This window comes from Streptomyces sp. NPDC091387, assembly GCF_044756945.1.
Classification (GTDB): domain Bacteria; phylum Actinomycetota; class Actinomycetes; order Streptomycetales; family Streptomycetaceae; genus Streptomyces.
Genome location: NZ_JBIVTZ010000006.1, coordinates 30,308 through 42,810, shown reverse-complemented (window position 1 = coordinate 42,810; position 12,503 = coordinate 30,308). Strand labels below are relative to the sequence as shown.

The 12,503-nt window shown below is 72.1% G+C and carries 11 protein-coding genes; 7 read left to right on the top strand and 4 right to left on the bottom strand.

The window, feature by feature from the left end; translation table 11 throughout:
* The first annotated feature begins 5 nt into the window (after positions 1 to 5).
* The 5 genes from ACIQM0_RS14010 (at position 6) to ACIQM0_RS13990 (ending at position 7,351) form a co-directional block, all read left to right on the top strand.
* Complete coding sequence (locus ACIQM0_RS14010; RefSeq protein WP_401286181.1) at positions 6 to 947, top strand: carbohydrate ABC transporter permease; 942 nt, start codon at positions 6 to 8, stop codon at positions 945 to 947.
* A 13-nt stretch (positions 948 to 960) separates the two neighbouring features.
* Entirely contained in the window at positions 961 to 1,788 is an 828-nt protein-coding gene (locus tag ACIQM0_RS14005) for a carbohydrate ABC transporter permease (RefSeq protein WP_401286180.1), read from the top strand.
* A 146-nt stretch (positions 1,789 to 1,934) separates the two neighbouring features.
* Positions 1,935 to 2,936: a LacI family DNA-binding transcriptional regulator gene (locus tag ACIQM0_RS14000; RefSeq protein WP_401286179.1), complete on the top strand. Its 1,002-nt coding sequence runs from the start codon at positions 1,935 to 1,937 to the stop codon at positions 2,934 to 2,936.
* Positions 2,937 to 3,013: 77 nt separating this feature from the next.
* Positions 3,014 to 4,948 (top strand): cellulase family glycosylhydrolase, encoded by a 1,935-nt coding sequence (locus ACIQM0_RS13995; RefSeq protein ID WP_401286178.1) that lies wholly within the window; start codon positions 3,014 to 3,016, stop codon positions 4,946 to 4,948.
* Between the two features lie 66 nt (positions 4,949 to 5,014).
* The gene (locus ACIQM0_RS13990; RefSeq protein ID WP_401286177.1) at positions 5,015 to 7,351 is read left to right on the top strand and encodes a glycoside hydrolase family 3 N-terminal domain-containing protein; all 2,337 of its coding nucleotides are present in this window, start codon (positions 5,015 to 5,017) and stop codon (positions 7,349 to 7,351) included.
* An 88-nt stretch (positions 7,352 to 7,439) separates the two neighbouring features.
* Here the strand turns inward: ACIQM0_RS13990 and ACIQM0_RS13985 are convergent, their stop codons facing one another.
* Together ACIQM0_RS13985 and ACIQM0_RS13980 are read right to left on the bottom strand one after the other, a co-directional pair.
* On the bottom strand, positions 7,440 to 7,892 hold the full coding sequence (locus ACIQM0_RS13985) for a flavodoxin family protein (protein ID WP_401286176.1): 453 nt from the start codon (positions 7,890 to 7,892) through the stop codon (positions 7,440 to 7,442).
* A 119-nt stretch (positions 7,893 to 8,011) separates the two neighbouring features.
* On the bottom strand, positions 8,012 to 8,857 hold the full coding sequence (locus ACIQM0_RS13980) for a class I SAM-dependent methyltransferase (protein WP_401286175.1): 846 nt from the start codon (positions 8,855 to 8,857) through the stop codon (positions 8,012 to 8,014).
* A gap of 131 nt (positions 8,858 to 8,988) precedes the next feature.
* Between ACIQM0_RS13980 and ACIQM0_RS13975 the strand changes: the two genes are divergently transcribed.
* Positions 8,989 to 9,609 (top strand): TetR family transcriptional regulator, encoded by a 621-nt coding sequence (locus tag ACIQM0_RS13975; RefSeq protein ID WP_401286174.1) that lies wholly within the window; start codon positions 8,989 to 8,991, stop codon positions 9,607 to 9,609.
* Positions 9,610 to 9,658: 49 nt separating this feature from the next.
* On the opposite strand, the gene ACIQM0_RS13970 is transcribed toward ACIQM0_RS13975, so the two are convergent.
* On the bottom strand, positions 9,659 to 11,002 hold the full coding sequence (locus ACIQM0_RS13970; RefSeq protein ID WP_401286173.1) for a histidine-type phosphatase: 1,344 nt from the start codon (positions 11,000 to 11,002) through the stop codon (positions 9,659 to 9,661).
* Positions 11,003 to 11,238: 236 nt separating this feature from the next.
* On the opposite strand from ACIQM0_RS13970, the gene ACIQM0_RS13965 reads away from it, so the two are divergent.
* Positions 11,239 to 11,862 (top strand): AAA family ATPase, encoded by a 624-nt coding sequence (locus ACIQM0_RS13965; RefSeq protein ID WP_401286172.1) that lies wholly within the window; start codon positions 11,239 to 11,241, stop codon positions 11,860 to 11,862.
* 81 nt (positions 11,863 to 11,943) lie between these two features.
* Here ACIQM0_RS13965 and ACIQM0_RS13960 read toward each other — a convergent pair whose 3' ends face one another.
* Positions 11,944 to 12,438 carry a helix-turn-helix transcriptional regulator gene (locus tag ACIQM0_RS13960; protein WP_363022732.1) on the bottom strand — a complete coding sequence of 165 codons (495 nt, stop codon included), beginning with the start codon at positions 12,436 to 12,438 and terminating at the stop codon, positions 11,944 to 11,946.
* Between the last annotated feature and the right edge of the window lie 65 nt (positions 12,439 to 12,503).

The window sequence follows — 12,503 nt, the reverse complement described above, 5'->3', positions numbered from 1 at the left end:
CCCTCATGACGTTGCTCTCGTCCGCCCCGGACGGCGCGTCGGTCCGCCGGCCGGCCCCGCCGTCGCCACCCCTCGCCGCTCCCCCGCGCCGCAAGCAGGGCGGGGTCGTCCTCGCCGTGCCGGCGCTGGTCTGGTACCTCGTCTTCATGGTCGGCCCGCTGGTCGCCATCTTCGTCATCGCCGCGCTGCACTGGCCCGGGATGCTCCAGCCGGTCTCCTTCGCCGGTCTCGGCAACGTCCGTACCGTCTTCGACGACCCGGTCTTCTGGGACTCGGTCGCCAACACCGCCACCCAACTCGTCGTCGCACTGCCCGTGATGATCGTGTGCGCGTACATGCTGGGGTACTACGTCGCGCAGAAGCCGCCGGGTCACCGCGTCCTGCGGTACCTGCTCTTCATCCCCGGTCTGATCTCCACGCCGGCCAAGGCGATGGTGTTCTACGCGGTCCTCTCACCGGACGGACTGTTCAACGGCGCTCTGGAGAAGCTCGGCCTGGGCTCCCTCACCGACGCCTGGCTGGCCTCGCCGTCCACCGCCCTGTACTGCCTGATCGTCCTCGACGTGTGGAGCGGCATCGGGTTCACCGCCGTGCTGTTCGCCGCCCGGCTGGGCAGTGTGCCGGACGAGATCGGTGAGGCCGCGCAGCTCGACGGCGCCGGGCACTGGCGCGCCATGTGGCGCATCCACTTCCCCGTCATCCGCGACTTCGTCGGTGTCGTGACGATGCTTCAGTTCCTGTGGACACTGTTCGGCTCCGCGCAGAACGTCCTGCTGCTCACCCAGGGCGGTCCGGGAAGCTCCTCGACAACGTTGTCCTTCCTCGTCTACCAGAAGGCGTTCATCGCGGCCGACCTGGGCTACAGCCAGACCGTCGGTGTGGTCCTGTTCCTGGTCGGTCTGGCCGGACTGCTGACCATCCGTCGCGTCTTCCGCCAGAACTACTGATCGGAGCGGTTCCATGAAGTTCGGAAGGTCCTGGCTGGCGGCCCACGTCCTCGCCTGGCTGTACGCGGCACTGCTGGTGGTCCCCCTCTACTACCTGCTGGTCTCGGCGTTCAAGACGAACGACCAGATCTTCGGGAGTCCGTTCTCCCTGCCGACGTCGTTCTCCCTGCACAACTTCGGCGAGGCCTTCTCCTCCGCCGATCTGGGGCCGGCCATCGTCAACTCGGTGCTCGTCACGGTGCTGGCGCTGGCACTCACCCTGGCGCTCGCCATCCCTGCGGCCTTCGCGATCGCCCGTACCGAGGGACGTCTCGGCGCGTTCGTGGAGCGGGTGTTCTCACTGGGGTTCCTGGTGCCGACGTTCGCCGCGCTCTTCCCGACGTTCCTGCTCGCCGCCGCGACCGGGCTGTTCCACACCCGTACGTTCATGGTGCTGTTCCTGCCGGCCACGGCGATGCCGCTCTCGGTCGTGATCCTGGTCCAGTTCATGCAGACCATCCCGCACGAGATGGAGGAGGCGGCGCGGCTGGACGGCGCGTCCACCTTCGCCGTGCTGCGGCACATCTACACCCCGATGTGCATGCCGGGCATCGCGACCATCCTGCTGCTGAACTTCCTGACGTTCTGGAACGAGTACCTGTACTCGCTCGTCATCATCGGCCCCGATCCCGACCAGCGCACCGTCCAGGTCGCCCTGCCCACCCTCAAGTCCCTGACCGGCACCGACTACGGCATTCTGACCGCAGGCACCGTGCTGACACTGGTCCCGGTCTGGGTCGTGTACACCGTGCTCCAGAAGCGCATGCAGCAGGCTCTCGTGAACGGGGCGGTGAAGATGTGAGGGAACATCTCGGGGAAGGCGTCGTGGGTACGCCGTCGGGGTCCGGGCTCCCGGATCCGCCTTCGGGCCGCGGCCCCGGCGCTCCGACCGGCAGGCGGGGCGCCCGCGCGGGCTCCGACGGAGCCGTCCGGCCCACGATCAAGGCCGTGGCCGCCGCGGCGGGGGTCTCCACCGCCGCGGTCTCCCAGGCGGTCAACGGCCGGGGCCGGATCTCGGAGGCCACCCGCCGGCGGGTCCTGGAGGCGGCGGCCGAACTCGGCTGGTCGCCCAGCGCGTCCGCGACGGCCCTGCGCCGGGCCAGGACCCGGACGATCGCCCTCGTCGTCCGGCGCCCCACCGACGTACTCGGCGCCGACCCGCACTTCAGCGAGCTGATCACCGGCCTGGAGGGCGAACTGGCCCCCCGGGGCTACGGACTGCTCCTCCACCTGGTCGCCGACATCGCCCAGGAGAGCGCACTGTACGAACGGCTGGTCGCCGAGGGCCGGATCGACGGCGCGGTGCTGACCGACGCACGCGCGGACGACCCGCGCCCGCAACTGCTGCACGGCCTCGGGCTGCCCGCGGTGCTGCTGGGCTCACCGGACGCCGCGGCGCCGGTGCCCGGCGTCGGCCTCGGGCAGCAGGGCGCCGGTGTCCGCGAGGCCGTCGCGCACCTGCTGGAGCTCGGCCACCGGCGGATCGCGTACGTCGCGGGCCCGGCCGAACTGGTGCACACCAGGCTGCGCCGGGCCGCGTTCGAGGAGGCCCTCACCGAGGCGGGACTGCGGCCCGTCGCCGTGCGGCACACCGACTTCACGGAGGAGGCGGCCGTCGCCGTCACGGAGGAACTGCTCGCCCTGCCCGACCGGCCGACCGCGCTGGTCTTCTCCAATGACTCCATGGCCGTCTGCGGGATCGGGACGGCCCAGCGCGCCGGGCTCCTGGTGCCCGGGGACGTGTCGGTGGTGGGCTACGACAACCTGCCGCTCGGCCGCTGGCTGCACCCCCGGCTCACCACCGTGGACCAGCAGGTGCAACGGGTCGGCGCGGCCGCCGCCCGCGCGCTGCTCGTCCAGTGCGGCGAGGACGTCCCCCCGCCGGTGCTCGACGGACGTCCGCGCCTGGTCGTCCGGGAGTCGACCGGCCCACTGCCCACCTCGCCCTGAAGGCCCCAAGGCCCCAAGGCCTCAAGGCCTCAAGGCACCGATCCACCCCCGTACTTCGAACAGGTCAGGACACGACCATGCGACGCCACAGCGCCCAGCTCACCCATGACTCCGCCGTCCTCCCCTGGCTCGGCGCCAACTTCTGGTCCCGCACCGGTGGTCCGCTGATGTGGCGGAACTACGAGCCGAAGACGGTCCGCGAGGAGCTGGCCGTCCTGCGGGAGCACGGGCTGAACATGACCCGGTCATTCTTCTACTGGCCCGACTTCCACCCCGAGCCCGGCCGGATCGACGAGGAACTGTGCGACCGCTTCCGGGACTTCCTGGACGCCCACAGCGAGGCGGGCATGGGGACGGTCCCCACCTTCATCGTCGGCCACATGTCGGGCGAGAACTGGGACCCGGCCTGGCGCGGGGACCGTGATCTGTACGAGGACGTGTGGCTCGTCGGGCGGCAGGCCTGGTTCGTCTCCCAGATGACCCGGCGCTTCAAGGACCACCCCGCGGTCACCGGCTGGCTGATCACCAACGAGATGCCGGGCTACGGCCGGATCTACCAGGTCGACCCGCCCTCCAGTGATGTCGTCACCGCCTGGGCGCAGTTCATGTGCGACGCGGTGCGCGCGGCGGGCGGCACCCAGCCCGTGTCGCTCGGCGACGGCGCGTGGGGCATCGAGGTGACGGGCCGCGACAACGGCTTCTCGCTGCGGGACACCGCCGAGTACGTGGACTTCGTGGGGCCGCACGTCTACCGCTCGGACACCGACCGGCCGCGCCAGCACTACCGCGCCGCGTTCGAGTGCGAACTCGCCGCCGTCACCGGACAGCCGGTCGTGCTGGAGGAGTTCGGGCTCTCGACCGACACGGTCTCGGCGGCGAACGCGGGTGTGTTCTACCGGCAGACCCTGCACAACTCGCTGCTCGGTGGCGCCACCGGCTGGATGGCCTGGAACAACACGGACTACGACGACCTCTGGGAACAGTCCCCCTACGACCACCACCCCTTCGAGATGCACTTCGGGATCACCGACAGCACCGGCCGGCCGAAGGAGCCGCTGCGGGAACTGGCCGACTTCGCCGAGGTATTGAAGCGGGTCGACTTCGCGCGGTGCCGCCGCTCGGACGCCGACACCGCCCTGGTCGTGCCCGCCTTCCTGGAACGCGGCTACCCCTACAGCCGGCCCTCCGACCGGCCGCTGATCTTCACCTCGCTGCACCAGGGGTACGTGGCCGCCCGCGGCGCGGACCTGCCCGTGGCCCTCGCCCGTGAGGCGGACGGGCTGCCGGCCGACGCCGCGCTGTATCTGCTGCCGTCGACACGGCAGTTGACCACCCGTACCCGGCGGGTGCTGGAGGAACGGGCCCGCGCCGGTGCCACGGTCTACCTGTCGTTCTGCTCGGGTGAGTACCCGACGACGCGCGGTCCGTGGTTCCACGACCTGGACGGCCTGTTCGGCGTCGAACTCCAGCTCTCCTACGGGGTCGCGGAGCCGATCGAGGACGACGTCCTGGAGATGACGTTCACCGAGGACTTCGGCTCCATCGCCGCGGGCGAGACCCTGACCTTCCCGGTCGCCGGCAACGAGGACAGCCGCGCCTACCTGCCGGTCGTCCCGGTGGACGCACGGGTCGTCGCCACCGACGCGCACGGCCGCCCGGCGCTGCTCCGCCACGAGACGGGCGAGGGCCGTACGGTCCTGGCGACCTACCCGCTGGAGCACATGGCCGCCCGCACGGCCCGCGCCAACCCGGAGCAGACGCACCGGCTGTACGCGGCGCTCGCCGAACTGGCCGGTGTCGCAAGGCCGGTGACGGTCGGCACGCCGTACGTGGCCGCCGACACACTGGTCCGCGAGGACGGCGCCCGCTTCGTGTGGCTGGTGAGCCAGTCGGCCGAGGAGCTGACCGTCCGTCCGTCGGCCGACGGTGAACTGCACGAGCTGACCGGCGGCGATTCCGTGCGGGACGTGGTGATCGCCCCGTACGGGGTGCGCGTCCTCGAACTGCGCTGACCGACTGAGCGCCACAACCCGCGCACCCGGCACCCGTCCCGCCCGCACCGTGAAAGTGAGCCACCCATGACCGAGCCGCTCTTCCGCGACCCCGCGACGCCCGTCGCCGACCGGGTGCGCGATCTGCTGGCGCGGATGACGCTCACCGAGAAGGTGGGTCAGGTCAACCAGCGGATGTACGGGTGGGACGCGTACGAACGCACCTCGTCGGGCCACCGGCTGACCGAGGCGTTCCGTTCCGAGGTGGCCGCGTACGACGGGATGGGCGCGCTCTACGGGTTGCAGCGTGCCGATCCCTGGTCGGGCGTGACGGCGGCCACCGGTATCGGTGCGGCGGACGGCGCGCGGGTCTCCGACGCCGTGCAGCGGCATGTCGTGGAGAACACCCGGCTCGGTGTCCCGGTCCTGCTGGTCGAGGAGATGCCGCACGGCCTCCAGGCACTGGACGGGACCCTGCTGCCGGTCAACCTGTCGGTCGGTGCCACCTGGAACCCGGAGCTGTACGAGGAGGCCGCCGCCCTCGCCGCGGCGCAACTGCGCTCGCGCGGCGGCCATGTGGCGCTGGTGTCCGCGCTCGACCTGGTGCGCGATCCGCGCTGGGGCCGCGCGGAGGAGTGCTTCGGTGAGGATCCGTACCTGGCGGCACGGTTCACCGAAGCCCTGGTGCGCGGCGTCCAGGGGCCCCCGGACCGGCAGTTCGGCCCGGAGCGGGCGGCTGTCGTGCTCAAGCACTTCGCCGCGCAGGGGGCGACGGCCGGCGGCCGCAACAGCGCCGCGACCGAGCTGGGCGCCCGCGAGCTGCACGAGATCCATCTGGAAGCCGCGCTGGCAGGGGTCCGGGCCGGGGCGGCGGGTGTGATGGCGGCGTACAACGAGTTCGACGGCATCCCGTGTGCGGCGAACCGGGAGCTGCTGACCGGGATCCTGCGCGAGCGGTGGGGGTTCACCGGTCTGGTGATGGCCGACGGGCTGGCGCTCGACCGGCTGGTGCGGCTGGCCGGGGACCCGGTGGCGGCCGGCGCGCTGGCACTGGAGGCGGGGACCGACCTGAGCCTGTGGGACGGCTGCTTCCCGCGCCTGGAGGAGGCCGTAGGACGCGGCCTGGTCGACGAGGGCACGCTGGACACCGCCGTCGGGCGGGTCCTCGCGCTGAAGTTCCGGCTCGGTCTCTTCGAGCGGCCGTACACCGGCGAGCGTGCGCCGGCTCCGGGGCCGGAGCTGCTGAGCGAGCGGATCGCCCGGGAGTCCGTCACGCTCCTCGCACACGACGGGGGCACGCTCCCGCTCGGCCGCGAGGTCCGGCGGATCGCGGTCATCGGCCCGAACGCCGACTCCGTACCGCAGCAGATCGGCGACTACACCGCACCCCAGCGGCCCGGCACCGGCATCAGCGTCCTCGACGGCCTCATGGCCACGGCTCCGCCCGGCACGGAGGTCATGTACGCCCGGGGCTGCGAACTCGTCGGCGGCGACCTGTCGGCCGTGCCCGCGGCGGTCGCCCTTGCCGCCCGCGCCGATGTCGCGGTGGTGGTGCTCGGCGGTTCGAGCGCACGGGAGTCGGGGACGCGCTTCGATGCCAACGGGGCCGCGGTCGTCACCTCGGGCAACCCCGTGGAGATGACCTGCGGCGAGGGCGTCGACCTGGCCGAACTGGGCCTCCCCGAAGGGCAGTCGGCCCTGCTGGACGCGGTCTCCGCGACCGGGACCGCTGTCGTCGTGGTGCTGGTCCAGGGCCGTCCGCACGCGTTGCCGGATCTCACCGGCCGGGCGGGCGCGGTGCTGAGCGCCTGGTATCCCGGCCCGTGGGGCGGGCGCGCGCTGGCGGACGTGCTGTTCGGCACGGCGGAACCCATGGGCCGGCTGCCCGTCTCGGTCCCCCGGTCGGCGGCGCAGTTGCCGGTCTTCTACAACGGCAAGGACCACGGCTACCGCGGCTATGCCGACCAGCCCGCCACGGCGCGCCACGCGTTCGGCCACGGTCTGAGCTATACGTCGGTCGAGTACGGCGTCCCTCGGCTGTCCCGCGCGTCCGCCGCGGCGGAGGAGTTCGGTACGGACGCGCCTCACGGTCCGGCGGAGCCGCTCGTGTGCACGGTGGAGGTGCACAACACGGGCGGCCGGCCCGTGCGGGAGACGGTGCAGCTCTACGTGCGCCGGGTACTCGGCGGGACGTCGTGGCCGCGGGTACGGGAGCTGCGTGGCTTCGCCCGTGTCGATCTGGCGCCCGGAGCGCGGGCCGAGGTCTCCTTCCCGCTCGGGGCACGGACCCTGGCCTCCGTCACCCGTGCGCTGGAGCGGGCGGTGGAGCCGGGAGAGTTCGCGATCGGGACGGGCCCGTCCTCGGACCGGACTCGCGAGGCCCCGCTGACCGTGACGGCTCGGACCGGCGGCAGCCGACGGTGAACCCCTCCTCTTCCGGCACCGCCCGTGCGCGCCCCGCAATGGACGGGTCGCCGGGAGGCTCGTTGCCGTACGGCGCCGTTGGGAGGTATCAGTCCATCAGGCCGCTCGCGAGCGTCGCCCCCAGCTCCCAGCAGGCCTCGGTGTCGGCCTTGCCCGGCTCGCCCGTCACCGTCACGGCGTCCGCCGCACGGCGCCATCCCAGACCCGTGGTGATCGACTCGACGGCCCGCACGGCCCCGGTGACGTCGTTGCCACCGTGCACGTAGTACCCGAAGGGCCGGCCGCGCGTCGCATCCAGGCAGGGGTAGTAGACCTGGTCGAAGAAGTGCTTGAGGGCGCCCGACATATAGCCGAGGTTGGCCGGGGTGCCGAGCAGAACGCCGTCGGCGGCGAGCACGTCGGACGCCGTAGCGGCGAGTGCCGCGCGCCGCACGACCCGGACACCCTCGATCCCCTCCGCCGCCGCGCCGGAGACGACGGCTTCGAACAATGCCTGGCAGTTCGGCGAGGGCGTGTGATGCACGATCAGTAGAGTGGCCACACCCCCGAACCCTGCCGCCCCTGCCTCCCGGCCGCAAGCGAGGCACGCGTCACACGGCGACGGCACCACGGGCGCTCAACCGCCCGGCACGTGTACTGCCTCCGGCCGGCCGGGCACGTTCACGCCGGGCGGCCGGCGGTGACGAGCCAAGCGGTACTGCGAAGCCGGACGGCGCCCCGTTCCTCGTGGTCGCGCAGGCGGTTCACCAGCGCCTCGCGAGCGCGGCCCCGGGTCTCCTGGTCCACCTGGCCCGTGAGATGGCGTCCGGGGCCGCTGTCCAGCAGGAAGTCCGCCGCGTCCTCGGCGTCCCGCCCCCAGTGCCCGTACGCCTCCACCCCCACCGGGCTGACGTCCACGAACCCCGCGGAGGAGAGCACCGTGCGGATGCGGTCCGGATCCGCCAGGGAGAACATCCCCGGGCCGCCCGGCGCCCCGAACTCCCCGAGGGGCAGGTGGTCCCGCAGCACGGACATGGCCTGGATCCACTCGTTGTCCCCGGCTTCCGCGGCGCAGACGAACGCCAGGCGGCCTCCGGGGCGCAGGGCGCGGCCGATATTGGTGAAGGCCTCGACGGGGTCGCCGAAGAACATCACCCCGAAGCGGCTGACCGCCACGTCGAAGGCGGCGGGTTCGAAGGGGTGGACCTGGGCGTCCGTGTGATCGAACGTCACATTGCCGATGCCCTCCCGCGCCGCCGTCACCCGGGCGCGCTCCAGCATGGGGGCCGACAGGTCGACCCCCAGCACCCGCCCGCGGGAGGCTCGTTGTGCGGCCAGCCGTGCCGTCTTGCCGGCCCCGCAGCCGACATCGAGCACCCGGTCCCGCTCGCCTATCGCGGCGGCGGCGAGCAGCGGTTCGTCGAAGCCCCCGTTCACCGCGTCCCAGCGGTCCTGATTGCGCGCCCAGTACGTGCCTTCGTAGCCGTTCCATGCCTGCGCCTGCTCGGTGTTGACGATGCCGGGCATCGGGTGCCTCCTGCTGGGTACGGGAACGCCGGACCTATGATGGGCGCGTGCCCATACAGTATGGGCGCTCGCCCATACTGGCCAACCCCTGTTGCCCTGCCGGGCCGCGACATCACCTCGGGAGGGCCCTCGTGTCACCGCGTGGAGTAGCGATGCCGGACATTCGGGAGCGGCTGTTCGCCGCGGCGGAGCGTGTGCTGGCCCGCGAGGGGCCGGGCGCCCTGACCAGCAGGGCGATCACCGGCGAGGCGGGCTGCGCCAAGGGAGTACTGCACGCCCATTTCGCCGGCCTGGACGAGTTCGTCGCCGATCTGGTGCTCGACAGGTTCGCGTACACCGCACGGCAGGCCGAGGCGCTGCCCGGACGGGCGGGCGAGGGCACGGTGGCCGGGAACCTCCGCGATGTCGCGCTCGCGCTGCTGGACTCCGGCGGCCCGACGATCGCGGGCCTGGCCATGACGCGCCCTGCCGCCTCCCTGCGGCTGCGCCGGGCGCTGGAGGCCGGGGAGCCGGGCTTCGCTTCGATCCAGGAGTCGATCACGCGGTACCTGGACGCCGAACAGCGCCTGGGCCGCCTCGCGGCAGGTACAGACACGGCCGCGGTCTCGCTCGCCGTGGTCGGAACCACCCATCACCTCCTGATGACGGGCTGGTCCGGTGCCCCGGACCCCCGGGAGCAGGTACGGGGGCTGATCGCCATGCTCGCGGGGGCTGCCGGGGCCGCCTCCGACGACACGGCGGCCGGGGGGTAGACGCGGGTACGTCGGCCACCTCCGCGGCCCCGCTCCCGTTCGCGGGGTGTCAGGACGTGGCGCGGCCGAAGCAGCGCTTCAGCTCGTCGGCGTCGTAGAAGTAGCTGCCCTTGGCCACCGGCTCGCAGCCCCGCTTGAACGCGGTCTGCTTCTCGTTGTAGAGCATCCGTACCAGGTACTTGTTCCCCTTCCGGTACAGGTCCCACTGGATGTTCGCGGCCATGGGCGCGACCGACGCACCTCGCCAGGCGTTGTTGGCGTACGTGTACGGCCTGGCCGGTGACGCCGCCTTCGTGCTGCCGGGCAGACCCATGAGCGCGGCCAGCGGGGTGATCTCCTCGGCGTGTGTGAAGCGCAGCTCGGCGCCCACGTTCCCGGTCCCGGCCCTCTTGGCGTCGATCTTCGCGAAGAAGTCGTCGAGCAGGACGTTGGCCATCCTGTACGTGATGTCGCTGTCGGAGAAGCCGGGACCCTTCTCGTAGAAGTCCTCGGCATCGCTGAGGTAGGCGAACCACCGGGCGTCTCGCGGTGCGATGTAGCGCCCCATGTTCCAGCTGCCCTCGTCGGCCATGGTCGGGGCGATGCTGTAGAGGGCGTAGACCGCCTGCGCGGCCTCCGTCGCGGTACCGATCGAGGAGAACTCCCCGGCCGTGACCCGCTGGACGAAGGCCGGCTTGAAGATCTTCTTGAGGACGTTGCGGGCGGCGGTGCGGGTGGCCCGCTGGTCGGTGATCCCCTTGAGCGTGGCGGCGAGCCGCTTGTCGTTGTCGACGTAGTCCCGGTACTCCGCGCCGCCGGCCGACTTGTGGAAGTAGAGCAGGTCGGCGTCGGTCCTGGCCGGTGTGATGAGCGGCTTCAGGGCGGGGTCTTTGTCGGCGAGGGCCGCCGCGAACAGGTTGCCGCTGTCGACGGCGCGGTCCTTGCCGGAGTTGACGACGTTGATCCGCTCGGAGTCCTTGGCGATCTTCTTGAAGAGCGTGGGAAGCCGCTTCTCCAGCCGCGCGGCCGTGTCCGCGAGCTCACGCTCGCCCCGGCCGCTGAGCTGTCCGTACCCGACCTTGTCCATGGCCGCGAGCAGCGACTTCGTCTCGCCGCCGAATCGCTCACCGGCGCGGGTGAGCTGCCCCTCGCTCGCCGCCTTCGTCCACAGCGCCAGGATCAGGTCGCCGTCCTCGCTGTCGGACGCCGCGCGGGAGCCGTGGCGGGAGACGTTCTCGGTGAACACCGGGACGAACCCCTTGGGGGCCTGCTGGTACGCCCGTATGTTCTGCTGCGGGGCGTACGGGGTCTTGGTGGCGTAGGAGCCGGAGGAGCTCGCCTGGGCCGGCACTGCTGTCGACAGCAGTGCCGAGGCGGTAAGTGTCAGAGCGACGGCGACGGTTCGTTTCTGCATGAATTCACCGGTTCGGGTCGGGATGTATCGGTCGGGCGCTCGCATCATGATCGTTCCGGGTGAACCCGACGCGTCCGGAACATGGCCCGCACATGTGCTGCTGCCCGCCGACGGGGAACATTCGCCGACAGTTCACCAGTCAGGCGGGCTGTCGCCATCAGGGCTGCCGACCGGCATGACGATGCACTGCTCCGTCCCTCGCCCACGCCCGCGCCCGCGCCCGGCAGAATGAGTCCGTGCCGACGAACCCCCGCAATCGACGCAGCACGACCCGCGCAGGCGCCCGCCACCCGGGCACTCCCCCGCCTGCCGTCCACGTGCCGGCCGGACTCGTCGTCCTCGTCGGCCCCCCGGCCTCGGGGAAGACCAGCTTCGTCCGGGCACTGATCGCGCAAGGCCGGATCGACGCGGAAGCCGTGGTGTCCAGCGACGAGATCCGGGCGGAACTCTCCGGTCCCTTTCCCGCGCAGGTGGACTCCGACGCGGTGGACGCACGGATCTTCGAGGAACGTGACCACAGGATCGCTGCCAGGCTCGCCGCCGGGCACAGCGCGGTCGCCGAGTCGACGAACGTCACGCCACAGGCGCGCGAACGGCTCATCGCCCTCGCCGGACGCTTCCGTGCCCCGGTGACCATGCTGCGGTTCGCTCCGGACGTCGCCGGCCTCCTGCAGCAGTACACGGAGCGGGGCCGCACCGACCTCACCGCTGAAGACGTCCGCGCCTACGCCGTGGTCATGAGCCGGGACGCCGGCGCCGACCGGCTCCGCTCCGAGGGCGCCACCCGCGTCCACGACGTCCCCGGACGGCGGCAGGCGACCACAGCCGCCGAGGCCGCCGCGCGTTTCTCCTTCGGCTGACACACCCGACGCGACCAGACCCGCCCTCCGGCGCCCCTCCGCTCCACGAGCCCTGGGCGGAGCAGCTCCGGGCAAGCCCGGCTAGACGGCGCCTGTGCCGGTCGCCGGGCCTTCGGCAGTGCCTGCGCCCGTGTCTGTTCCTGGGGCTGTGGGGGCCCCTTCCCCGATCCTGACCGGCTGGTCCTTGACCGGCCGGGTGTGCGCCTTGGCCAGACACGCGGGCATCGCCAGCACGGCGCTGTGGTCTCCGGCCCGGTACGCGCTCGGTGTCATCCCCACGAGTTCGGTGAACCGTGAGCTGAACGAGCCGAGGGAGGTACAGCCGACCGCCATGCAGGCGTCGGTCACGTTCATGCCCGCGCGCAGCAGCGCCATCGCCCGCTCGACCCGCCGGGTCATGAGGTAGCTGTACGGCGTCTCGCCGTAGGCGGCCCGGAACGCACGGGAGAAGTGACCCGGCGACATCAGCGCGCGACTCGCCATCGCCTGCACGTCGAGCGGCCGCGCGTACTCCCGGTCGACGAGATCCCGCGCCCGGCGCAGGTGCGCGAGGTTGGCAAGATGCTGATCGTCCATGCGCCGAGAGTACCTCCCGCCACGGCGGCTGCCCGCGCCGTGGCGAGCTCGGCCAGCCGGGTGCA